This window comes from Vibrio sp. OPT18 (assembly GCF_015163615.1).
In the GTDB taxonomy this organism is placed as follows: domain Bacteria; phylum Pseudomonadota; class Gammaproteobacteria; order Enterobacterales; family Vibrionaceae; genus Vibrio; species Vibrio coralliirubri.
Map to the genome: position 1 here is coordinate 180,949 of NZ_JADDYK010000033.1, position 22,586 is coordinate 203,534.

The window sequence follows — 22,586 nt, forward strand, 5'->3', positions numbered from 1 at the left end:
CATTAATACTTAGCTAACCAAAGTCGGGCTGCGATGCCTATTGGCGTAGTAATTCCTGAAGTAACACTAGTTACTTTTCCATCATTAATAACAATGAGTGTTGGCGTTAAGGAGATCCCCCAATCGCGTGCTATTTTTCCTTCAGTATCATTAATGTTGTCGTAGCTATACCCTTTAGCATTCATGTAACGTCGAACTCTTTCATCCTTACCCGAAGTCAGTGATACGCCAACGACGGGATAGCTTGATGAAAACCAATCAACCACTGGCGTCACAAATTTGCAGGCCACGCACCATGTCGTCCAAAAATAAACTAATACCGGCTCTTTCTTACTCATTTCAATTACATCTATCGGTTTACCGGATAACGACATTCCGACCATCGGCGGAACGTTCTGCATTGGAACGTCTTTTGTACGCCAATAATCAACACCAAAGACCACGACCACCGCGAACAAGGTATACAGTAATGCCGATCTCAACTTCTGCTTTTTAGTCTGAGGTTTTGCCTTAGATTTTGTTCTAATCATTCGTCATCACCTCCTGCCTTCTCAATGGCTTCCATCACCGCATCACTGGTTAAGATGACAGGAAGCTCAATACCTTCTGGAGCATTAGGGCCATAAACCATATTGAACGGAACACCGAACCGGTTGTGATCTTGTAGGTATGACGTGACGCTATCACTCGGTACAGTCCAATCCCCCTCCATCGGCACTACATCACCTTCAGTCAATACGCTGTAAACAGGATCTTGTAAGAGAACCCCGATCTTGTTTGCTTTACAAGTGACACACCAATCAGCAGTGACATCAACAAAAACCACTTGGCCATTAGCAACATGTTCATCAATGACTTCGGTAGACAACGCTTCCCACTCAGGTTCTGGTGGCAGCATTTTAGATGTTGCTTTCTCGACAAATAACGAGGCAGAGATAACACTCAACAGCAGCAAGGCAACAGCACCCGCAGTCTTGATTCCATGCACTTGAACCAACCTGACAAGCAATAGGCAAACACTGACCGCCAGTATTGCGTATAACCACAATTGAGGGACATGAGGTCGAAGCAAGCTAAAGAGCCAAACGCTAGTGATTAGCATCATTCCGCCGAACAGGTATTTAACACGGTTCATCCATGCCCCGGGTTTAGGCAACGCCAAAGCTATCGATGGGAATGCAGCAACGAGAATCCATGGAAGCGCCATACCAACGGCAAGTGCTGTGAAAATGCCAAACATCGTCGGGATAGTAGTGGCGAGAGCAAAGGCGACGGCTGTTCCAAGAAATGGAGCAGAGCATGGCGTAGCCAATAGCGTTGCGAACATACCTTGAGTAAAGTGTCCGACGTAGCTACTGTCGCCCTTGGTTGCCATCCATGTATTTGCATTCGATGAAAGACGGATTTCGAAAAGCCCTAACATATTGGCGCTGAACAGAGCGGTGACGATAAACATCCCACCGATAAACCAACCGTTTTGGAACTGAATTCCCCAACCGATAACGCTGCCTGAAACTTTTAACACAGCCAAGAAAGTGGCTATTAGCCAGAAGGATGCGAGGATGCCACTTGCAGATGCAAGGAATTGGAACCTAACTTGTTTTCTTGCCATGCCTTGAGCAGAAATAACCCCACTTAGTTTCATTCCAAGCACAGGGAATACACAGGGCATGATATTGAGAATCAACCCACCTAATAGCGCTAAAAGCACCATACTTATCATAGAGCTGTTGCCCACAATTCCGTTGGTAACAGTGGTTGGATATTCTGTGATGAAGTCTTTGTCTTTGATGCTTACACGGATGTGCTGGTTATTAAGATCGGGTGTGCCCATCCAGCTACTTACATCGTAAGTCGCAATAACTTGGTTACCTTCAATTTCAATGTGAGGAATACCAAAGTCAGCATCTTGCATTTCATCTGAATCACCATCCACGATTACATCGGGTGCAGTCCAGCCAATTTGATGTGTAGCAATAACTTGAAGTTGCGACTTGCGAGCATCCCAAATCGTAGATGTACCTTCTACAAGCGGTGAATCTTTCGGCACTTCACTCATTGCTTTGGCGTAGACAAGCATCGCGTCGTTATCCACGGTCATCTCACTTGGGTTAAACACCAAGTTGATATCAAAATCCGTGAGAATACATATGGTGGTGCATGAAGACATCGTCAGCACAGCATTAAGCTCAACAGGTTTGTTCATATCATCAATATGAAGATTCATCGGGAAGATGATGTTGTGCTTGTAACCTAGCGTATCTATGCCGAGCAAATTGAAGCGTTGAGGAAACTTCCAAAACCATTGCAGTTGCGAAACGTTCTTAGAGTCGGCCCATTTAATTTTGGGCGCAATGCCTCCTTCACCAGGACTTCTCCAGTAAGTTTTCCATTCATCAGAAAGGTTCACTTCCAGATAACCCGCCGCGGTTTTATCTTCTTTATTAATTTGTCCTGTCATGACAAAACGCGTTTCTACATACGGATGTAACTTGTCTTGCATCCAACCCGTTGTAACAGGAGTCATCGATTCGCTCGCACTTGCGTTCACAGTGAATGTTGAACACAACGCAACGAATAGCCAAAGCACAACAAAGTGCAATGACATTTTGCTTTTAGGCATGTCTAATTTTTCCTTAAAAAATGAATAATATGAGTGTTAGTTAAACGCTCTTATTCTCATTCTTTAAAGACACAGACCTTGAGATGGATGCGCCTACCCTTGTGAAGGATTGGCTCAGTGAATGGAGGGAAATACGGGACAGTACTTAGCAGCCACAATACGACTACAACGAGTATGAAGTACGTGAATATAGCTTGATCATTGACTTGGTGGTGATCAAAATTTATCAGGTGTTCTGATAACTCACATTTGTGGACGGATTGGTCGTCTTGAGATTGAGATGCACCCTTGATAAAACCGCCACCATCATCAATCTTGTTTACCTGCAGGACATTAGAAATCGCAGAATCACTATTTTCATAGTTTACTTTGCAACCTTGGATAAAAATCATATTACTGGCGAGACAGAAACAGATAACCCAACCCACTAATAATAGTGCGCTACGAGTTAGCTGGTGTGTGTTTCGACTTGAGATCATATCTAAACTGCAGATGTCTTGTGATGGTAAACGTAGCAATACGACTTAACTAAAATAATAAAGTTCAATTTTTTTCGCATGGTCGATAATTTTCATGAATCAAAGCGATTGAGAATGGCAAAAATCGTATACCAACAATCGATAATGCTTCTCAGTTTTTACTTCTTGCTGTTTCGTTTAAAGAAACAAAAAAGTGTTTTGTTGTTGCTTAGCAATCACCGAATGTAGTGACCTCACCACTCATATCCCCTACCTTTCTTCAGCCAGTTAAAAATAATGCCTGACTGCCTAGTCATGACTTCAACTACACACCAAAAAAAGTAATCAATTGATTTTTAAAGATTAATAAGAAATCAACTCCACATTCCTGATAAAAAACGCAAGCCATAATTACACAAGACATTTCCAAATTCTCACCAACTCAAATGTGTACACTTGCACAATCGTGCATGTGTGTATATTATCCTAATCTCTTTTTACTTGCTAGAGATTCCAATTGTGGATGCTAAATTAGTTATTGCGTTAAATGAGTTCTTTTATGTGGCCAAAGGGCTGGTCGTTATCATCGCTATTGTGTCGGTACTGACTGGCATCATGCGTGAGTATATCCCTCAAGATAAACTCCAAGCGACGCTGACCAAACACGATAAATGGGGAACATTATTAGGCGCATTGTTCGGGATGCTGACCCCATTTTGTAGCGCAGCCGTGGTTCCGGTGACCATGGCAATGGCGTCTATGGGCGCATCATTAGGTACTGTGATGAGTTTCATCATATCGGCGCCACTGTGTAACTTCATCGTATTAGCGATGGTGTACGCAGCATTCGGATTGAAGATCACCGTGGTGTACTTCTTGGTGACCTTTACCGCAGCGGTTCTTGGTGGTTACTTGATTTCTAAGTCACCTTGGAGAAACGAGATCAAACGCGGCGCTGAACTTGAAGACACCAAAAGAAAAAGCTGTTCAGATAGCTCAACCAATGCGAGTAACACGTGCAGCGCAGCCCCTTCTTCCGCATCAAGAATGCGTAATGCTATGGGTGGAGCTTGGTCTTTGTTCAAACGAATCATCCCGTATGTACTTTTAGGTGCAGCGATCAGTGGTTTCTCGGCGGCTTACCTACCAGCAGACTTAGTAGAGAAATACGTGGGTGGCGACAGCTTCCAATCTATCGTGGTCGCTTCATTGATTGGTATCCCACTTTACCTACGTATCGAGATGGCAATTCCATTACTTAACGTATTAATTGCTAAGGGAATGGGCTTAGGTGCTGCATTGGCATTAATTATTGGCGGTACAGGTGCCAGTTTGCCCGAAATCGCGCTAGTATCTGCAGTTCTTAAAAGAAAAGCCGTAATCGCGTTTGTGGGAATAGTCTTAACGACCGCCATCATTGGTGGCGCTATCTTCCAATACGTTGTGTAAAATCGGACACACTGAAAAATATAAAGCTTCGCGCCGCTCATAGAGAGTGGCGCGACTAAGTTGGAAGGGTAAAACCATGATGGATGAAAAATACATTGATTCGCTAAAAGCCTTATCAGAACCAAATCGACTGCGATTGTTCTGGTTGTTCCTGCATGTTGACGAATGCATGGCTGTCGCTGAAGCAATCGACATCATAGGTGAAACCCAATACAACGTATCTCGCAACCTAAAAATGCTCTACAAAGCTGGGCTACTTAACCACGATAAGAAAGGGAAATGGGTGTTTTACACCTTGAAAGAACAAACTGCGCCTCACTGCAAAGCGTTGGTCGACTCTGTTCGTTACTTGCCAGAAGATGATTTCCAAGAAGTAGTTAAACGTTGTCAGATTCGCTTATCAATGAGAGTTGATGGTGACTGTGTTATCGGTCCAGACAGCGAAATATGGCAGAGCAAGATTAGCTAAATCGCGATAACAAGAGACACGAGAAAGAGATGCTCAATAATGGTATCTCTTATGAAATTGGTGGTGTGAAGTATGAATAAATACACTCAACAACAACTCGATTCTATTTTAGAACGGCATAAACTGTGGTTGGAAAACCAAGGCGGCGAACGAGCACAATTAGGTAATACTGATCTAAGTAATCTAGCGCTTCAAGATGTTGATCTTCGTTGCGCCAACCTGATACGTACTGATTTTAGTGGCGCCGATTTATCGGGTGCGAACATGAATGAGGCTGACATCACCTACGCCAATTTCAGCCACGCAAACCTCAACAATACAAGCTTCCGCGATGCTGACCTACGTAACGCCAACATGAGTCACGCCCAAATGCTCAGCGTCGATTTACTGCGCGCCGATTTATTTCGTACCAATTTCAGCAATGCCCAAGTCAGTGACTCTGCTTTCAAACGCATCGACACAGGCAATACCATTATTGAGTTGCGCGATCCTACCCGACAGTGTCTCTCTGCCAAATAGGTTCAAACAGCGATGATCTCCAATGCGCTGATATAAGAGCAGCGCATACCCAAGCAACATATCCCCAAACAAATCGAATAAGCATGGCCTATACATAACCCGACAAACCCGTTGGCGTGAATGGTATGAACATTGGCGGTATTTGCACTGCACGCCAACACGCCAATCTTTATTCTACTCCCATAAATCAGCACACGGAGTGACGCTAAGCCTAGCGAGCTAGGTTTCGAAACAAGGATAGTGACTTTCTAACTTGGGATAGAAACGATGACTATCAATGAATTAAAACGCAGAGATTTTTTCAAAGTTATGGGGAAAGGTGCAGTTTCTGCTGCGGCTATCTCTCTGCCTACCTTAGCGAATGCAACACCAACTTCACCAACAAATTTGCCTTCAGATCACCAAACCGTTGACTCGCCACTGGATGCGACTGAGATGGCGAATCTGATAAGAGACAAAAAAGCCTCGCCAAAAGAATTCGTGCAAGAAGCCATCTATAAAATTCGCCAGACAAACGATCAGGTTAATGCGGTTGTTTCTGAGTGCTTTGACTTAGCGCTAGAGCGTGCAAACTCTTTTAACCCGAACTCACCCTTTGCCGGCGTGCCTTTCTTGGTGAAAGACTGCGTTGATGTTGTTGGGCTGGAATGCACCCTGGGTTCGAAGCTGAACCAAGGCAGAAAACCCAACGCGACCTCTTGGTTTATTCGTGCGACTCAAAATGCAGGGCTGAACACCATTGGCATGACGAACATCCCTGAGATGATGACACTAGGCTGCACCCAGAACTCCCTTTATGGCGCGACGCGCAACCCATGGGATCTAGGCCGAGGAGTTCACTCATCGACTGGCGGTGGCGCAGCAGCGATTGCAGCTGGCTATGTACCCTTAGTGCATTCTACTGATGGTGGTGGTTCTTCTCGTATGCCCGCTTCGGCAACTGGAATCTTTGGTTTTAAGCCAAGTCGAGAGTCTTTGATCTCAGGGCTAACTGACGGTTCAACCAACGAAGGTTTTACTCATCAATCGTTTATGTCGAGAACCGTTCGTGACGCTGCTTTGGCAGTTTCAGTCACAGAGCAACATACAAAGAATGATTTTGAGACGCCTTTTCCTCGAACCCCAATAGGGATGGTTAATGCTTCTCTTAACCGTCAGATAAAGATTGGCGTCACCCTTAAAGATATCCACGGCAGGCTTCCTGATGAAGATACGCTCGCAGCCATTCGCTCTACGGTCTCTTTGCTCGAAAGCCTTGGGCATATCGTTATCGAAGTTGAACAACCAATCCAAGATGGCGATGTGTTCATGCGTAACTACATGGGCGTATTTGGCAACAAGATGGCAAGCTTTGCTGAGCAATTCGACCGCTTAGGTATGCCGCTAGAATCAATGCCAGACAAAGTAAGCGACAACGTCGTCTATTTAGCTCGTACGATGCAAGCGCGCTTAAAAGCCACTCCTAGCTTGTATATCGACTCTCAAGAGCGATGCCGAAACTTCGCGATCAATCACAACCAAGAGTTCTTTAAAAACATCGACATTTGGCTCACCCCTTGTGCAAACCATGTTCCTTTGGACATCGAACATTTCGACCAGAAAGCGCATTCCGGCAAAGAGATATGGGCACGTTCAGAGAAATTAATGTCCTACACGCCAATCGAAAACGTGGCTGGCAATCCGGCGATGTCGGTTCCCTTGTATTGGAACAAGCAGAACCTTCCTGTTGGTAGCCACTTTTCCGCAGCAAGAGGCAACGACCGCCTGTTATTTGAATTGGCCTATCAACTAGAACACGCCAAGCCTTGGGCAAACAGAAAAGCCCCGATTGCGCTTTAAAAAGCGATTCAATTCAGAAAATTATTTAAGTACGAGTCTATTGATGAAACATATTATTTTCCTATTTTTGGCAAGCCTGACGCTTGCGCCACATTCATTCGCAGCTCTAGCACCAAGCGAAGGCTTCAGTGGCAATATGACCTTCCTAACAGGCTTCACCGCAAACTCAAGTAACCTCGATGTTGGTCAAAGCAACCATCAATCTCAAGCCGATTTAATGTCGTCGGGTAACACGGAAGCCGAGGGAATGGTCGCGGTTTTGGGTTCGGTGCAATACACCTTTGGCGCTTTGAATCACAAACAGTTTTTCTTAGGTACCTCAAGAGACGACATCATCACTGGTACTCTTGCATTTGAAATTGGATATAGACAGCAAGTGGAAAGCGGCATGGTGGTCGATTTTTCTATCTTGCCGACTCTGATATCAGGCGAAGTATGGGATGACCCTTATGCTGTTGACTCAAATAGGAAAGAAACCGACCTCACTGGCACTGTGGTTCGAATGCAGCTTTCAAGAATAATGGGTTCAAACTTCAATCTCGATGTTGCTTCTGGTGAGTCAGACGTTAAAAAAGAAAACACCGGCCTTAAAGGGCTTGGTTTAACCGAAGAAGAGCGCGCATTGATGATTCGAGAACGAAAGTACTTTTATCTCAAGTCTGGTTACCAGTACTTCTTGAAAGACGGGTCAGGCATTCTCACCCCTTCAATGAATATTTTCTCTTCAGACTCTGAGGGTGATGCACTATCGTTCTTGAGCCTTGGCGCGGAAATCAACCTAGCGAAAAGATACGGAAATCATGGCCTTGCTTTAACACTCAATGCAGCAACACGCAGCTATGACAAAGAGAACCCAATCTTTAATAAGACACGCGAAGACAAAGACTTTGGCGCCTTCGTTGCTTATGAATACGCCAATATCTTTGATGCTAGAAACTGGTCTTTGGTGTCACTACTCGGCGCGAAGACAACGAATTCAAATATTGAGTATTACCAATCATCACAATATGTGGTTTCAGTCGGTGTTGATTACAAATTCTAAGGTTGAACTGAGATTTTCATTGCTTGTAACCCGCAAACAAATCCTTTAATTTGGATATATTACCGAGAAGAACACTCTTCAATCGCCAGCAATAACAGGGAGTTATGGTGGAAAGTTTTAGTACTCAATTGCCCATATTTTGGTTTAAAACTTTAGATTCTGCTATTCAGGCTAGAATTGGAGACAGCAGTGATATCTGGTCGGGAGCAGAGGTCTACAAACAACTTTGCTCCGCCGAATCGATCTCGGCTTATCAGCTTCAAACCGCCATCACCAATATCTACCAACGCTTTGATCATGAACTGATCGACCTATTTGATGAGTCCGCTCGCTACTTCGATGAGCTTGAAATGGGCGCGCCGGTAATGGCCATGCTCACCGCGCCAGATCTCGCCAGCTTTTGCCAACTACTGAGTCGATACTCTATTCATATACATCCGTTACTGAAAATATTCAGCCGTGAAACAGAGAGTGGTGAAGTTGAGCTTTGGGGCGTCACACCCGAGTACATTGACGAAACCACACTGATGACACACATCAGCTTGGGGCTCTATTTCAGTATTATGATCAAGCTCGTTCGCAGATACCTTAATGCACCGAATCAAAAGCTCGCCATTCACATCCACAAGAACACCATCGGTGATGAGTTCTTGAGCATCTATGAGCGTGTCTTTAATGTTGAAATGAAGGAGGGCTTCCCCGCCCGATACATGCTGTTTCCCAACGATCTTGTCCAGGCGAAACCTCGCCAATTCCAAGCTGACTTTCATGCAGAGTTAGTACGAATCGCCGACCAACAGATGGAAAAAACGTTAAAAACTAACCTGATCTACAAAGTGAATGAAACGTTCAAGGTGCTCGCGGTGAAAGACACCAACCTAGATAGCGTGGCGAATAATCTTCACATCAGCCCTCGAACCCTGAATCGTAAACTTAAACAACAAGGTGTGAGTTTTCGTCGTTTATTCGATAAATACCGACTTGAACTGAGCATGACGCTACTGAATCAAAACGACGGTAATATTACCTATGTGGCTCATGAGCTTGGCTTCTCCGACTCGAGCGCATTCAGTCGAGCATTCAAGAATTGGACTGGGCACTCTCCTACTGAACTCAGATCGTAACAACAGATCTCGCCCCCCATATCACTAAGCATCGAACGACATTGTTCTTACTTGGTTTTTGTTCTTACATATTTTCGATTCTCATGTATTATGTGCGCCCATAATTGTATGACAAATATGTAGCGCCGTTTCTGTATGACCAAAGCCACCAACCACGCGATTTTGCTCTTAGTATTCGCCAACCTGCTCGCCTCCTTTTCAGACGTCTCACTCAAAGTGCTGAACGGTGAAGTGCCCACGTTCCAATATGTGTTTATCCGCCAACTATTGAGCGTGATGTTGTTGCTTCCTTTTTGGCTAAAGCTACCCAAAGAGACGCGCATGCAAGGTGGTTGTCGAATCAACTTCTTGCGGGCTCAATTCATCCTAGTGGGAAGTGGCTGCGCAATGATTGCCATCACACACCTCACCTTGGCGACCGCAAATGCGATGTTCTATGTTGGGCCTATTCTTATGCTCCCGCTTTCTATTGTTTTATTGAAAGAGAAGCCGACATCATCAAAAGTAGTCGCGACATTGATTGGCTTCGTGGGTGTGTTAATCGTGTTGCGTCCAGAGCAATTTCACTGGGCCGCTATTGCAGGCTTAGGCAGTGCGCTCGCGATGGGCGTCGGCAACATTTTGATTAAACGTCTTCACGCAGAACAACACATTATCTCGACACTATTTTGGACCAGTGTGATGACTCTGCCGCTGGCGTTGGCTCTTGCTCTGCCTGCATGGGCGGCGATTGAATGGCGTCATGTTGGATGGATTATGGCAATAAACCTATTCGTTCTTGGGTACCATGCCCTTGTGGTGGTGGCTTATAAAAAAGCGCCAGCAAACCAAATTGCTCTAGCGGAATACTCGGGGTTAGTGTTTGTGACCCTATTTGGCGTGATGTGGTTTGACGAGATTCCAGACATGTTGACCCTTGTCGGCATCAGCCTGATCGTCATTCCTATGATGCCAATAAAATGGAAGAAGTACTTCAGTAGGCCAAATCAAACGGCCCTTGATATAGAAGCTAATCAGCCTAAGCCTTAATCGTCGGCAGCATCATTAAAGCGCATCGAGCTAACCCACTTTCGACTTATTCAAACTAGAAAAGGGACCGGTATTTCTACCCGTCCCTTTTTGTTTTCGTTTATGTCAGGCGTTACTTAACTCAGAGTCTTCGCCCCTTTATCAATTTTCCGGCAGACTATTTCTATCAAAACATAAAATAGAGTTTCTAAGTTTCAAGACGAGTAAATGTGTCAATGCGAATTGCGATAGTGCCTAGGGCTTAACCCTGTTAAGCGTTTAAACATACGACTGAAATGGTTTGGGTGGTCGTATCCAAGACTAATGCTTATGTCAGTAATGTTCTGGTCTGAATGTAATAATGCATCTTTGGCTAAGCTTATTATAATCTCATCCAATAACGCCGTATAAGTAACCCCTTCTTTACGTAGACGTCTCTTTAATGTCCGACTATGTAACCCACAAATCTCAGCCGAAAAATCCAAACTTGGCCTTCCTCCTGATAAGTAATGAGGTAAAACGTAACGTAATGCCGCCGAAATAGTTCGCATATTCTTACCTAGATCAGCTTCTGTTTGTGTGAATGCGTATCGAGGGTGATAGACGTTGATATTGGTTTTTAGAGTATCCTCTGGTAATTCAATGCCAGTCACGCCACGTTCACTTATTAGTTGCAATCCATTGTTATTAAAAAGTTTCTTACAACGTTTATGTGTCTTCTCTTGATTATGGGGAGATTGCAGAAATATTCGTTTGGGTTGCCAAACTACTTGCGTCGTTGCGCTTATAAGTTCCTGAAACAGCTTCAAGAGGTAACATTCAATGATTGATAAGTTTTCATTGTGAGGGAGCGTATGACGCACTAACCATTTGTTTCCCAATGTATCTAACAATGAAAATTGGCTATCAGGTGCACTGCGGAAAGTCTCATTGATGAAACAGGTTACAAACCCCTCAACGTTGGAAATATCGTCAAGTGGCAAGGCTTGCAGGATTTTTTCCGCATTTTTTTGCGCTACAACACTGAGAAACTGAACCAGTTTTGCCTCAGTCAACTGTTCTTCTAGTAAGTTAAAGACAGAGTAGACCCTCTCTGTAAGTATCACTCCATCGCCTTCATGTAAATTAAAGCTTTTTGGAAACAGTGCTTTATCTAACATGGCGTAAATATCCCAATGTGTCATTTCTAACGCTTCGAGAAAGGTATTAAATTGTGAATACTCCACTAAAGATAGATATTGTTTATTGTTACTCATAGTTTTCAATCTAATCTCACTGTCCCAAAATGGTATATTTTTGAGTGTAAGACAGCATATTCTTATTCACAACGAAGTAAGCATATAAACTTTCACAATGACAGAGTCATCATCGAATTGTGAAATCACACCCTAGGGGGCAAAATGAAGCATAAAAACTTAGTCATTTTAATTACTGCACTTCTTTCATCATCAGCGTTAGCTCATGATATTGGTCATTCTCACGAGCATGTTGAAGGTGGATGGAATACGGATGCAGGTTTTGTCTCTGACGTTGATGTGAAGTCGAAACTGTGGAGCCCTCGCGGTAAATCTCAAGCTGAGATAGACAAACGTGCTGCATATATTGCCGCATTTTTTGACGCAGGAAGAACTGATGAAGAACGCAAGCAAGATGCCGCGATAAAAGCAAAATATAAAGATGCGATTGTGATTAACTCTTTGATGCCATCTGGCGTCGGTATTCAAGGCATTAAAGAAGAGAAATTTGCACAAGCCGTAGCAAAAAATAGAGATAACCAAATTGATGTCATGTCTACCAGCGTATGGGCATTTGAAGGTGTTAATGATGAATCCTTCCAAACGACACTTGATAAAACAGACGCAGAGTCAAAAAAATTAGGTTTGGTTAAGGCTGACAGTGTAGAAGCAATCCGCAAAGCCAAACAGGATGGCAAAATGTCCATCATCTATAACACACAAGGCGCCGATTATATTATCGATGACATGAGTAAAGTCGAATGGTCACGTGATAATGGAATTATGGTCATGAACTTTACTTACAATAATGACAACGCACTCGCTGGTGGCGGTCAAAGTGATAAAAATCTTGGTGTTTCTGATTTAGGCTCTAAGTTTGTTAAGTATGCAAACGAACAAGGCGTCGTTATCGATTGTTCTCATTCATCAGATCAAGCATGTATCGACGCTGCAAAAATTTCAACAAAGCCTGTTATTGCCTCACATTCAAATGCCAAAGGCTTATATGACACAGGCCGTAACTTATCGGATGACGCAATTAGAGCCATTGCAGCCAGCGATGGTGTGGCCTGTACTAATGGCGTAGGACTATTCCTAAATGCTGAAGGTACAGCCAGCATGAATGACATTGCGGAACATGTACAGTATGTGGGTGAGTTAGTCGGACGAGAACATACTTGTTATGGCTCTGACTATTCACACATGTATGGTGACTTCTTAAAAGCCTTCATTGGTGTTGTAGACACATACCCGCCAGAAAAAGGTTTTGGCGCACCAACCCAGAATGCAGGTGGAGGCGATATTTGGGGAGTCGCTCGAGTACTGGAAGATAAATACGATTGGTCTGAAGATGATATCAAAGGTTTCTTAGGTGAAAACCTAATGCGTGTTTATCAAGCCAATTGGTAAGTCGCCACTTGTTAGTTCAGTTTTGAAAGCTGATTTGATGCCAATAAAATGGAAGAAGTATTTCGGCAGGCCAAATCAAACGGCCCTAGATATAGAAGCCAATCAGCCTAAGCCTTAATCGTCGGCAGCATCATTACAGCGCATAGAGCTAACCCACTTTCGACATGTTCAAATGAGAAAAGGGACCGGTATTTATACCCGTCCCTTTTTGTTTTCGTTTGTGTAAAGCGTTACTTGAGCTTGAACACCAACACTTTGTTGTATGCCGTCACCATCAGTAACTCTTGCTGTTTCCCGCCAATTTCTAGGTTGCTGATATGGCCCGCATCAATAGCAATGAAGTCTATCTGCTTACCGTCTTTATCGAACACACCCACGCCACCGTGCGCTGCAACAAATAGGTTGTCATCGGCATCAACAGCAACGCCATCAACCATAGGTTCAGAGCCAGACTCTGCCTTCACTTGAGCAAACTGAGTCTTATTGCTGAGTGACTGTCCATCAACATCAAATCGGTATACCCAGCCATCAGATGTGTCGGCAACGTATAACGAAGATTCATCAGAAGAAAAAGCGATGCCGTTTGGTAGCTTGAACTCTCCAGTGATCAACTTTAGATCACCATCTAAATAACGATAAACGCCATTAACCGGTTGCTCTGGTTCTGCCTTTGCTGGGCCGTAACCTTGGATACCAAACGGAGGATCGGTAAACCACACACTGCCATCACTGTTAACAGTTAAATCGTTCGGACTATTGAGCAGCTTGCCATTATACGTTGCAGCGACAATCACTTTCTCTCCGTTGCCATCACGGTACGACAGCTTTCTATCATGACGAGCAGCCCACAGGTTGCCTTTCGCATCGATATCGAGACCATTAGCATAGCCAGAATTGTCATCAAACACGCTCAACTTGCCGTTAAGATCGTAAGAATAGGTTGTGTTATTTGGGATATCGCTAAACAAGAAACGTTGATGTTCCACATCCCATGTTGGGCCTTCAACAAAGCCGAATGAGTCTCCAACCAATGTTGGGTTGCTTTCTACAACAGAGGCAGCTGAAACATTCATAGAGGCAGCCATTGCAGCGGTAATAAGTAGTAATTTGTTCATTGTTCTTCTCCTTTCTGTTTACGTTTTGAATCTTAGTTTCTTGAAGGAGTGAGAAAAACAGTACAAAATGACTTCACTGTTTACTAAATGGTGTTAATGATGAATTTGATTTATATGCAGACCTTCTTGACTGTCGCCGAAGAGCAAAGCTTCACCAAGGCCGCTGAAGTATTGGATGTGTCAAAAGGTTTGGTGTCTCGGCATGTACAACGACTCGAAGAAACATTGAATTCTAAGCTGTTTCACAGAACGACTCGTTCTATCAGCCTCACGGAAGTGGGTGAAGAGTTGTATGCGAAAGCGAAGCAAATTCAACTATTAGCAACCGAAGCGGAAATGCGTGTCTTAGACATGACGCAGGAAGTGGCAGGCGATTTGAAAATTACCGCCCCGATAGAGTTTGGGCGTGCGCTTTGTCGTCATATCATCCCTACTTTCAAGCAAGAGTATCCAAAAGTGGATTTGATTCTCGACTTTGGGCCGATGAAAAAGAAGATAGAATCTGGCGACTTTGACATTGCTTTTAGAGCCTACGATGAACTGCCTAATGATGTGATTGCCAACGATCTCGGGCACATCCGCAATGTTCTCGTTTGCAGTGCGGATTACGCATCGACTAACCCACTCGCCACCACCAAAGACATCCATAAATGCAGCTTCATTCTTAACAGTCAAAATGAACGCTGGAATCAGCTGGAGCTGATCAATGGTGAGCAAACCTACCATGTTGAAGTCACCGGAAGCGTTAGCTCGAATACCTACAGTTCAATTTTAGAGTTAGCGATGCAAGGGATAGGCGTCGCCAGCTTGCCGTTCTATCAAGTTGAAGAACAGCTCAAACAAGGTGAGCTTATTCACGTGTTCCCAGAATGGTCGATAAAAGCCCAAAAGCTAAGCCTTATCTATGCTCAAAGAAGAGTAACACCGCAGAAGTTGGTCACTTTTAACCGAGCGGTAAAAGAGTGGTTGGAATCGAATAACGCTTATACGTTGTGAGTTTTAGAGCATTAAATCTTTCAATTGGAACGTATATGCGTTCCCTTCATATCAGGCGCAATTACACTGCTTTCAATAGCTGATAGGCTGCCGTGTTTTCGTCGATTTTGAAACACCCTCCCCCTCTAACTCCCCCTCAAGTTGAATTCATCACCCCCTCTAGATTGACGATCGAGGGGGAGAACCTTCTTTACCGCTGAACGTGTAAATGCACATGCCGCCATCGGTATTCAGTTCCTCCCCTTTCCATAAACCACGATGGATCGAAGATGCGGATTAAGGGGAGGTTAGGAGGGGATTTGAGGTTGGGCTAACACGAATTTGCCCCAAAGTGAGCCAGATAGACCTTTCCTAACCATCAGTATTCTTAATGTTTATTGTTCTCGGTCTAGGCTGTTAATGGCGGGTATTTTGTAATCGATACTCTGAAGGGGTCACCCCAACTTTATTTTTGAATAATCTGGAAAAATATTGTGGGTAATCAAAGCCTAAACTATAGGCAATGGTCGCCACGGAATCTTTACTAGAGAGTAAGCGATCTTTTGACTTATCTATCAGAGCATATTGAATCCAATCCTTCGTTGTTTTACCTGTTTCAGCTTTCAGCGCATCGCTTAGGTATCGACTGGTCATATTCATGCTTTGCGCCAGTTCTTCTACTTCAGGGATCGCAGCAGATTCTTGAATGATAGCGTCTAGGCGAGCATCTAAAAGCTTTGAAAACCGATCGTATACTGAGGTGTTAGCCTCTTTGCGCATCATAAATTGACGGTGGTAATAGCGATTGGCGTACATCAATAAGGTGCTGATTTGCAATAAAATAAGCTCTTTACTAAAGGCATCTAGGCTCATGTTGTTTTCTGCCTCAAGCGCATCAAACATCGCGACCATATGTTGCTCTTCTTTTGGTGAAAGGTGTAAAGCCTCGTTAACCGAATAATTGAAAAATTGATATTGCTTAAGTTCGTCTTGCAGCTTGTGACCACGGATATAATCGGGGTGAAAGCAGATGGTGCGAGCAACGGAGTCAATGATTATACCGCTGGCGGTGAGCTCTTGGCCGGGAGCAATAAACAGCATTGTTCCACTTGAACAGTCGTATTGGGTACGACCGTACATGACCTCGCCTGATGTGATGTGTTTGAACGATATCGCGTAGAAACTAGTGGCGAGTGAAATGCTCTCACCGCTGAGTAATTGATTGTCATCACTGTTGGGGTTTAGTTTCATTACATCAACTAAAGGGTGTTCTGGTGGGCGTATACCGAGAACAGCATTGAGTTGTTTAATGGTATCAAAATGGAAGTTTTTCATTGTTTAACCTTATCGCACAACCTTTAGTGGCATCTACCTTGCTCTGATTCATATTATGGTTTAGTTGAACAGAAAGTTCAGTGCACAAATTGACGTGAAGTGTATACAAAAATTCGTGGAGGTTCGATTCGTTATTTCGTATACAACTCTTGCAGTTTTGTGTACTGCTATTTTTGGCCATGTCTCTTAAGATTGCTCTATCGATTACGAAGCCTTCGAACTTAACTGCATTGTGTTAAAGGCATTGTTTCGAAATAGCTAAACCATCATAAAATATGAGGAATAAAGTTCATGGCAAATAAACCTTGGAGTGCTGACGACATACCTACTCAAAAAGGCAGGATTTCAGTTGTGACTGGATCTACCAGCGGGATCGGCAAGGAAACTGCGAGGGTGCTAGCGCAAAAACAATCAACTGTGATACTTGCCGTAAGAAATGTATCAAAAGGTGAGAAGGTAGCAGAGGAAATTCGAGCGGACTATCCAGATGCCGATGTTTCGGTTATGCAATTGGACCTTTCCAGTCTTCACTCAATTCAAGCGTTTAGTTCACAGTTTTTAGCAACTTTCGATAGGCTTGATTTACTGATCAACAACGCAGGAGTAGCGTGCCCGTATGCCAAGACTGATGATGGATTTGAAATTCTAATGGGAACGAATCATCTAGGTCACTTTGCATTGGTCGGCCATCTACTCGAGACTCTCAAGAAAACACCAAACTCCCGTGTGGTGGTCGTTTCTGCTGGAGCACATAAGTCCTCGAAGATCGATTTGGATGACTTGAACTGGGAGATGCGAAAATACAGTAATTTTACGGCGTACGCAGATAGCAAACTGGCGAATCTCTACTTTGCCTATGAGCTGAAAAGGCGTCTTAAATCAGAAGGTGACAACCCGATGGTTACAGCAGCTCATCCGGGATGGACGACATCGGAACTTCAGCGTGGCGTGGTGAAATTCTTAAATATCTTTTTCGGCCAGAGTAAAGAAATGGGAGCACTACCAACACTACGAGCTGCAATAGACGAAAGTGCATCTTCGGGTGATTTCTTCGGCCCGCAGGATTTCTTTGAACTACATGGCGCACCCATTAAGGTCGAATCAAGCAAGCAGTCACATGATGTCGATGCTGCGCGAAAGCTTTGGACGCTATCTGAAGAATTAACAGGAATAAAATACTAAACGACGATATAGGAGTATTGCGCTAAGTACGTTTAAGGATATTTATGGACAGTAAAATAGTTTTACAAGTGATGGGTGTTATCATTTTATTATTAGGGACGATACTTAGCTATAACCCTGAGTTAGTGAGTAATAAACCCATCCCTGAGGATGCCTTTCAAGCTGTTGAAAGAAGAGTCCGGTGGGGCTTTCTAATGGGGGCAGGCATTCTGCTCATCTTTCATCATCAAATTACCCCATATTTGTTTACTGTTGCTGCACTCGGTATGACATTAACATTAGGGGCGTTAATTTCGCGCGTAATGGGTATTTTCCTTGATGGTTCCGTACCAAGGCATTGGATGTGGGTTGCTGTTGAGCTAGTCATGCTCATTGGCTTCGGCATTTGGTATGCGAAGCAACACACATAATCAGTTGGTTTTCGATATTTAAACTAATTCATTGATTGCTAAATTAGCAATATCACTGACACAGAAATGTCCAGAAGCTTCGTAGGATGAATTTTTACCTTTGGCACTTCCTATCTCGAAAGTGCCCCAAACGTTTCATTAGGTACGATACGAGTAATACAACTAGCTAATGTGACAAACAGGCTCATTGCTCACCAAACAGCTATAAACGAAAATTCGTTTCCAAATTTTGAAATAGACCCAGTAAAGCGCAGTGTTATTTTTTGTTATTGTGGATCTACATGCCCAGAACAAGTATAGGACTGACCATCAACACCACGAATAGCGATCTGGTAGTTCAGCGCCAATCCATTGCCGACGATGTCTGACAGGCCCTCAGTTTCTGGATTGTTCATGCGATCATGGTACATCTGACAAACCTGATCTTTACCATGCCATTTTGATTGCACCTCTTCGATTCCATCAGCCTCGATGTCTACGCGAGCAACTCCATTTGTGCGCTTGGCTGCTTTGGTCGTGATGATCGTCGTCGTCATTGATGTATAACGGATACCATCGATTTTCGAACTGGCTTCGGTAAGTTGGTCGTGGTCTGCGTGTGTGATAATTGGGTCAGACACGAAGGCGTTCGCAGCCTTTACCTTCAAGCTGGTACAGCCAGTAATTGTCATAAGTGCAAGTGCGATAGCTGTTAAACCAATGGTTTTGATTGAGGTCATTTCATTGTCCTGTTAGTCATTCTGTCTAGGGTTCACTATAAACAATAAAACACTGTATTATTAGTTCAAACTATGAATACTAACTTGCCGATAATGGAAGGCCGCGACTAGGATTGGTTACTTGTTTAAGGCTGCTCTAAGTCTAACTCTTCACGTGGTTGGTCGTGAATGTCCTTTGGGATTCGTATCATAAGGTCTATGTTAGATCTGGGTTATCCATAAACTTTGTCAAATTAGAAAAAACGTAACTCAACTTTATCCAAACCCAATTCAACACACCCAAAACAAAAAGGGATTAGTATCTCTACCAATCCCTTCACTACTTATTTATAAAGTAACAGGTCTTGCTCTCTACAAGCTCTCAATTGCCTTTTGTACCGCAGGGCCAATCTGACGCTTGCGTGAAGTGACGCCTTCTAATGTCAGCATGTCGCTTGTTGGTTCGGCATTGAAAGCCGACTTGATGACTTGATAGTCGCTTTCATCTACCCACAACAGGTTAGCTTCTTTGTTCTTAGTGTCGGTGATGGAGAAGAACAGATGATCTAAGCCGTTCTCTTCTTTGTAAGTCTTCATTGCTGCTAGAAGATCGTCTTTACGGTCAATCAATTGTTGAGCCGTTAGCGTTTCAGCAACACCGATACCCACCTGTTTGCCACCGTACTTAAAGTTCTTGTAGTCCAGAGTCAGAATGGTTTCAGAAGAAAGATGACTAAGGTCTGATTTAGCAATCAGCATCTGTTGACCGAAGTCTTCGATGTCTGAAATGCCTGCAACTTTTGCCAGTTTCTCTGCGTACTCACGGTCATGCTCAGTTGTGGTTGATGATTGGAATACCACAGTATCAGAAAGGATTGCGCCTAAACCGACACAAGCAAAGTGCTCAGGTAGGGTCACATCCAACTTTTCAGCGTTGTCAGCAAGAATAGTGGCAGCCGATCCCCAGCCTCGAATATCCATCTCGACAATTTGTGGTGTATTAATCGGTGAGCCACCAATTGCATGATGATCAACCACAGCAACAATAGATGCTTGGTCGATAGTTGGCGCTAGCTGAGTGACCTGATTGAAATCCACCAGCCCCACGCGGTATGAAGAGTAATCTGTCTCTACGCGTGGCGATTCAGCATTGCAGTAGTTCAAGATGAAGGTGGATTCTGGATTAATCGGCTCTGGTACTGTCGCTGTACCGCCATAGATATGAGCCGCGAGCATCGCAGACATTACCGTGTCGCTGTCTGGGCTTAGGTGCCCTGTCCATACGAGATCTTCACTGTTTTCATTGGCAGATTGTTGCAAGCTAAAAGCAAAACTTGCTGAACTGAAAGACATAATTACGGCTGCAAGGACAGGGGTTAGCTTCACGGGTATTTCCTTATTTGAATGCGATATAGAAGCCCATAAGCTAAACACCAAAAATTTCAGAACCGTGTCACCAATATTTCAGTTTTACTTCAGTCAGTAACGAAATGTAATTTCCTCTGTTTAAGCATCTTCCTCTCACATCAATTTGGAGTACCTCCCCCTTTCTATTACACGCCCGCCACAACCAATTTGGGATTAGTTCAGCTTTTCATTATTTCACAATGAATTTCAATGAACTCTAATGATAAGAAAGCTAAGACACTGATTTATTGACCACATAACATCATCAACCCGCATACTAGAAATGAGATAATCTTATTAAAATGAATTATCGAAAGGCACAAAAAAGGCTACTAATCAGCCTTATTGAGTAAGCATAAATGTGATATTCAATCATCGATACCGAGGTACTGTTCCTCCCCTTTCCCTTTGCTAGTAAGGGAGCGGAGATGTACACAAAGGGAAGATTAGGAGGGGATTCTAGTGTTTGTATCGAAAGGTGTTGCTGTCATCAATAATCTCAATTTTGACTTTTACTACGCCTTTCTTAACGTCACCAATTTGAGAAAATGCTTTGTGGGAAAGGTCAATCACTCGGCCTTTTACGTAAGGGCCTCTATCGTTAATTTTGACATCGACTGACTTGTTATTGGCTGTATTGGTCACTCTCACGACAGTCCCAAATGGCAAGGTTTTGTGAGCGGCTGTATAGGCGTTTTTATTATACGTTTCACCACTTGCCGTCAGTTTTCCATGGAATTTATCGCCATACCAAGAAGCCACTCCCACAAGCGCATGTGAATTGGCATAGCCCTTTGTTTTTGAAGTATCGACGGCTGCATGTGACGAGCATCCGGCAAGCAAAGTAATAAGAAAAGCGGCAAAGATAAGGTTTAGTTTTTTCATGCTATTTGAGTAGATCTTCTTCATGTAATGTTTATCTATTTTCATTGTAGTGCGGTTCAGCCGTATTGAACTGAGTATTATGAGTTCTCAGCGAAGGCTATCACCAGTGTGATTCCGCAATGTTTTCATGAAGCACGCTCGCTTCAGTCATATTCATGAAAGGTTTTATCTTCAAAACGTCAAATTTAACAACGTCTTAAATCTGCTGGTTTATCAACTACCCCATATGATGAAGCACTTAAAAGTACACAAACAAAAAAAGGATTGGTATCTCTACCAATCCTCTTTAGGGGGTGTTTCGGTTTTTCTACCTTATGCCAGGTAGATAACGCAATTACTCGTAGTCAGTCGCGTACGTGTCTTCGTATGTGTGCGAGTAGAATTCGAACAGGTTGCCAAACGGGTCTTCTAGGTAAACCATTTGTGCTTGTTTTAGTTCGTCTTCTGGGTGGTAACGCATGATGTCCATACGAACCTTACCGCCAAACTCTTCAACACGCTTAATCGCTGAATGAAACTGCTCTTTTGGAAGCTGCAGACAGAAGTGAAAGATACCTAAGCGAGAGAAATCTACTTCATGACGCTCTTGGCGCTCTTTCATTTCGAACAGCTCAACACCGATACCATCAGAAGTGACTAGGTGAGCAATGTTGAAACCTTTGAAGCCTTCACCGAACACAGCGATACACATGCGGCCGATTGCTGATTCGCGCTCTTCCATCACTTTGGTGTTGTTCATTACGACTCTTAGACCTAAAGCTTTCGTGTAAAACTCGACTGCTTTGTCCATGTCGCCAACCATGATGCCTACGTGATTCATTTTCATAACTTTCTCCAAATTCTCTTTAATTCTGTATTTTTCGAAGACTGCTTCGGTCTTTCGTTTCGATGGAGAGAGTATATGGAGATACGTTGATTAACTGAAATTATCATAATTTATATTGATGATAATTTTATGTTATTTATCAAGTTAAGTGAGATGCCAACTCGTCACACAATAAGTTAAAGTTCAGAGCCACATATGTCACGTGGCTCTAGTTAAACATCCTTAGTTCAGCACGATGAAGCCCACTACGCTTTACTGGTTTGTACTGAACTTGCCACAGGCTTGGCTTTTGTTTCAGGCACCAAAGACATCAACCCGGTAATCACAAGCGCGGCAATACCAGACATGGTTACAGGTGAGCCAAATATGCTTTGCGCTAGCTTGGGCGCTTCTTTCAATAAATCTGGTACCAGCATTACACCAAGCCCTAAGCCTAGTGAGATGGCAATCGTCATGATTCTGCGGCGATCCAGTTTCTCATTAGCGATGATTTTGATGCCCGCCGCAGCAACCGTGCCGAACATCACCAATGTCGCCCCGCCCAAGACTGGCTTTGGAATCGTCATTAATACCGCGC

General features: G+C 43.6%; 21 protein-coding genes. 11 read left to right on the plus strand and 10 right to left on the minus strand.

Annotated features, from left to right (window positions below):
• Window positions 1-2: 2 nt before the first annotated feature.
• Together IQQ51_RS07375 and IQQ51_RS07380 are read right to left on the minus strand one after the other, a co-directional pair.
• A complete protein-coding gene (locus tag IQQ51_RS07375) occupies window positions 3-530 on the minus strand; it encodes a protein disulfide oxidoreductase (protein WP_193840705.1) in 528 nt (175 codons plus the stop codon).
• Window positions 527-2,623 carry a protein-disulfide reductase DsbD family protein gene (locus tag IQQ51_RS07380; RefSeq protein ID WP_193840706.1) on the minus strand — a complete coding sequence of 699 codons (2,097 nt, stop codon included), beginning with the start codon at window positions 2,621-2,623 and terminating at the stop codon, window positions 527-529. Before IQQ51_RS07380 ends, IQQ51_RS07375 begins: the two co-directional genes overlap by 4 nt.
• 977 nt (window positions 2,624-3,600) lie before the next feature.
• On the opposite strand from IQQ51_RS07380, the gene IQQ51_RS07385 reads away from it, so the two are divergent.
• The 7 genes from IQQ51_RS07385 to IQQ51_RS07415 all read left to right on the plus strand — a co-directional run bounded on the left by IQQ51_RS07385 (window position 3,601) and on the right by IQQ51_RS07415 (window position 10,552).
• On the plus strand, window positions 3,601-4,530 hold the full coding sequence (locus IQQ51_RS07385; protein WP_050644647.1) for a permease: 930 nt from the start codon (window positions 3,601-3,603) through the stop codon (window positions 4,528-4,530).
• Between the two features lie 76 nt (window positions 4,531-4,606).
• Window positions 4,607-4,999 carry an ArsR/SmtB family transcription factor gene (locus IQQ51_RS07390; protein ID WP_017086141.1) on the plus strand — a complete coding sequence of 131 codons (393 nt, stop codon included), beginning with the start codon at window positions 4,607-4,609 and terminating at the stop codon, window positions 4,997-4,999.
• Between the two features lie 72 nt (window positions 5,000-5,071).
• Window positions 5,072-5,518 (plus strand): pentapeptide repeat-containing protein, encoded by a 447-nt coding sequence (locus IQQ51_RS07395; RefSeq protein WP_050644594.1) that lies wholly within the window; start codon window positions 5,072-5,074, stop codon window positions 5,516-5,518.
• Between the two features lie 267 nt (window positions 5,519-5,785).
• A complete protein-coding gene (locus IQQ51_RS07400) occupies window positions 5,786-7,357 on the plus strand; it encodes an amidase (RefSeq protein WP_193840707.1) in 1,572 nt (523 codons plus the stop codon).
• A 43-nt stretch (window positions 7,358-7,400) separates the two neighbouring features.
• Window positions 7,401-8,399, plus strand: coding sequence for a DUF2860 family protein (locus tag IQQ51_RS07405; RefSeq protein ID WP_193840708.1), 999 nt, complete (start codon window positions 7,401-7,403; stop codon window positions 8,397-8,399).
• 104 nt (window positions 8,400-8,503) lie between these two features.
• On the plus strand, window positions 8,504-9,523 hold the full coding sequence (locus IQQ51_RS07410) for a helix-turn-helix domain-containing protein (RefSeq protein ID WP_108189066.1): 1,020 nt from the start codon (window positions 8,504-8,506) through the stop codon (window positions 9,521-9,523).
• 135 nt (window positions 9,524-9,658) lie between these two features.
• Window positions 9,659-10,552, plus strand: a complete 894-nt coding sequence (locus IQQ51_RS07415; protein ID WP_048614652.1) for a DMT family transporter — start codon at window positions 9,659-9,661, stop codon at window positions 10,550-10,552.
• A 212-nt stretch (window positions 10,553-10,764) separates the two neighbouring features.
• Here IQQ51_RS07415 and IQQ51_RS07420 read toward each other — a convergent pair whose 3' ends face one another.
• Window positions 10,765-11,787, minus strand: coding sequence for a helix-turn-helix domain-containing protein (locus tag IQQ51_RS07420; RefSeq protein WP_193840709.1), 1,023 nt, complete (start codon window positions 11,785-11,787; stop codon window positions 10,765-10,767).
• Between the two features lie 144 nt (window positions 11,788-11,931).
• On the opposite strand from IQQ51_RS07420, the gene IQQ51_RS07425 reads away from it, so the two are divergent.
• Complete coding sequence (locus IQQ51_RS07425; RefSeq protein WP_193840710.1) at window positions 11,932-13,176, plus strand: dipeptidase; 1,245 nt, start codon at window positions 11,932-11,934, stop codon at window positions 13,174-13,176.
• Between the two features lie 230 nt (window positions 13,177-13,406).
• Here IQQ51_RS07425 and IQQ51_RS07430 read toward each other — a convergent pair whose 3' ends face one another.
• Window positions 13,407-14,291 carry an SMP-30/gluconolactonase/LRE family protein gene (locus IQQ51_RS07430; RefSeq protein WP_193840711.1) on the minus strand — a complete coding sequence of 295 codons (885 nt, stop codon included), beginning with the start codon at window positions 14,289-14,291 and terminating at the stop codon, window positions 13,407-13,409.
• A gap of 99 nt (window positions 14,292-14,390) precedes the next feature.
• On the opposite strand from IQQ51_RS07430, the gene IQQ51_RS07435 reads away from it, so the two are divergent.
• The gene (locus IQQ51_RS07435; RefSeq protein WP_193840712.1) at window positions 14,391-15,287 is read left to right on the plus strand and encodes a LysR family transcriptional regulator; all 897 of its coding nucleotides are present in this window, start codon (window positions 14,391-14,393) and stop codon (window positions 15,285-15,287) included.
• 396 nt (window positions 15,288-15,683) lie between these two features.
• Here the strand turns inward: IQQ51_RS07435 and IQQ51_RS07440 are convergent, their stop codons facing one another.
• Window positions 15,684-16,406, minus strand: a complete 723-nt coding sequence (locus IQQ51_RS07440) for a helix-turn-helix domain-containing protein (protein ID WP_228012719.1) — start codon at window positions 16,404-16,406, stop codon at window positions 15,684-15,686.
• 486 nt (window positions 16,407-16,892) lie between these two features.
• Here IQQ51_RS07440 and IQQ51_RS07445 point away from each other — a divergent pair, with 486 nt between their 5' ends.
• Complete coding sequence (locus IQQ51_RS07445) at window positions 16,893-17,783, plus strand: oxidoreductase (protein WP_193840714.1); 891 nt, start codon at window positions 16,893-16,895, stop codon at window positions 17,781-17,783.
• Window positions 17,784-17,827: 44 nt separating this feature from the next.
• Window positions 17,828-18,193, plus strand: a complete 366-nt coding sequence (locus IQQ51_RS07450) for a hypothetical protein (protein ID WP_193840715.1) — start codon at window positions 17,828-17,830, stop codon at window positions 18,191-18,193.
• A 266-nt stretch (window positions 18,194-18,459) separates the two neighbouring features.
• On the opposite strand, the gene IQQ51_RS07455 is transcribed toward IQQ51_RS07450, so the two are convergent.
• The 5 genes from IQQ51_RS07455 to IQQ51_RS26790 form a co-directional block, all read right to left on the minus strand.
• Window positions 18,460-18,912 carry a hypothetical protein gene (locus IQQ51_RS07455; RefSeq protein WP_193840716.1) on the minus strand — a complete coding sequence of 151 codons (453 nt, stop codon included), beginning with the start codon at window positions 18,910-18,912 and terminating at the stop codon, window positions 18,460-18,462.
• Between the two features lie 351 nt (window positions 18,913-19,263).
• Window positions 19,264-20,277, minus strand: a complete 1,014-nt coding sequence (locus IQQ51_RS07460; protein ID WP_193840717.1) for a manganese-dependent inorganic pyrophosphatase — start codon at window positions 20,275-20,277, stop codon at window positions 19,264-19,266.
• Between the two features lie 480 nt (window positions 20,278-20,757).
• On the minus strand, window positions 20,758-21,183 hold the full coding sequence (locus IQQ51_RS07465) for a septal ring lytic transglycosylase RlpA family protein (protein WP_416222605.1): 426 nt from the start codon (window positions 21,181-21,183) through the stop codon (window positions 20,758-20,760).
• Window positions 21,184-21,517: 334 nt separating this feature from the next.
• Entirely contained in the window at window positions 21,518-22,009 is a 492-nt protein-coding gene (locus IQQ51_RS07470; RefSeq protein WP_048609315.1) for a VOC family protein, read from the minus strand.
• 245 nt (window positions 22,010-22,254) lie between these two features.
• The coding region (locus IQQ51_RS26790; protein ID WP_228012720.1) for a solute carrier family 23 protein at window positions 22,255-22,586 on the minus strand (332 nt) is incomplete at its 5' end.

Excerpts from the sequence above, each read along its gene's own strand:
- IQQ51_RS07400 (WP_193840707.1), top strand. The coding sequence starts at position 5,786 with ATGACTATCAATGAATTAAAACGCAGAGATTTTTTCAAAGTTATGGGG.
- IQQ51_RS07455 (WP_193840716.1), bottom strand. The coding sequence starts at position 18,912 with ATGACCTCAATCAAAACCATTGGTTTAACAGCTATCGCACTTGCACTT.
- IQQ51_RS07435 (WP_193840712.1), top strand. The coding sequence starts at position 14,391 with ATGAATTTGATTTATATGCAGACCTTCTTGACTGTCGCCGAAGAGCAA.
- IQQ51_RS07450 (WP_193840715.1), top strand. The coding sequence starts at position 17,828 with ATGGACAGTAAAATAGTTTTACAAGTGATGGGTGTTATCATTTTATTA.
- IQQ51_RS07420 (WP_193840709.1), bottom strand. The coding sequence starts at position 11,787 with ATGAGTAACAATAAACAATATCTATCTTTAGTGGAGTATTCACAATTT.
- IQQ51_RS07415 (WP_048614652.1), top strand. The coding sequence starts at position 9,659 with ATGACCAAAGCCACCAACCACGCGATTTTGCTCTTAGTATTCGCCAAC.
- IQQ51_RS07465 (WP_416222605.1), bottom strand. The coding sequence starts at position 21,183 with ATGAAAAAACTAAACCTTATCTTTGCCGCTTTTCTTATTACTTTGCTT.
- IQQ51_RS07375 (WP_193840705.1), bottom strand. The coding sequence starts at position 530 with ATGATTAGAACAAAATCTAAGGCAAAACCTCAGACTAAAAAGCAGAAG.
- IQQ51_RS07410 (WP_108189066.1), top strand. The coding sequence starts at position 8,504 with ATGGTGGAAAGTTTTAGTACTCAATTGCCCATATTTTGGTTTAAAACT.
- IQQ51_RS07395 (WP_050644594.1), top strand. The coding sequence starts at position 5,072 with ATGAATAAATACACTCAACAACAACTCGATTCTATTTTAGAACGGCAT.
- IQQ51_RS07390 (WP_017086141.1), top strand. The coding sequence starts at position 4,607 with ATGATGGATGAAAAATACATTGATTCGCTAAAAGCCTTATCAGAACCA.
- IQQ51_RS07380 (WP_193840706.1), bottom strand. The coding sequence starts at position 2,623 with ATGCCTAAAAGCAAAATGTCATTGCACTTTGTTGTGCTTTGGCTATTC.
- IQQ51_RS07425 (WP_193840710.1), top strand. The coding sequence starts at position 11,932 with ATGAAGCATAAAAACTTAGTCATTTTAATTACTGCACTTCTTTCATCA.
- IQQ51_RS07405 (WP_193840708.1), top strand. The coding sequence starts at position 7,401 with ATGAAACATATTATTTTCCTATTTTTGGCAAGCCTGACGCTTGCGCCA.
- IQQ51_RS07440 (WP_228012719.1), bottom strand. The coding sequence starts at position 16,406 with ATGTACGGTCGTACCCAATACGACTGTTCAAGTGGAACAATGCTGTTT.
- IQQ51_RS07430 (WP_193840711.1), bottom strand. The coding sequence starts at position 14,291 with ATGAACAAATTACTACTTATTACCGCTGCAATGGCTGCCTCTATGAAT.
- IQQ51_RS07470 (WP_048609315.1), bottom strand. The coding sequence starts at position 22,009 with ATGAAAATGAATCACGTAGGCATCATGGTTGGCGACATGGACAAAGCA.
- IQQ51_RS07445 (WP_193840714.1), top strand. The coding sequence starts at position 16,893 with ATGGCAAATAAACCTTGGAGTGCTGACGACATACCTACTCAAAAAGGC.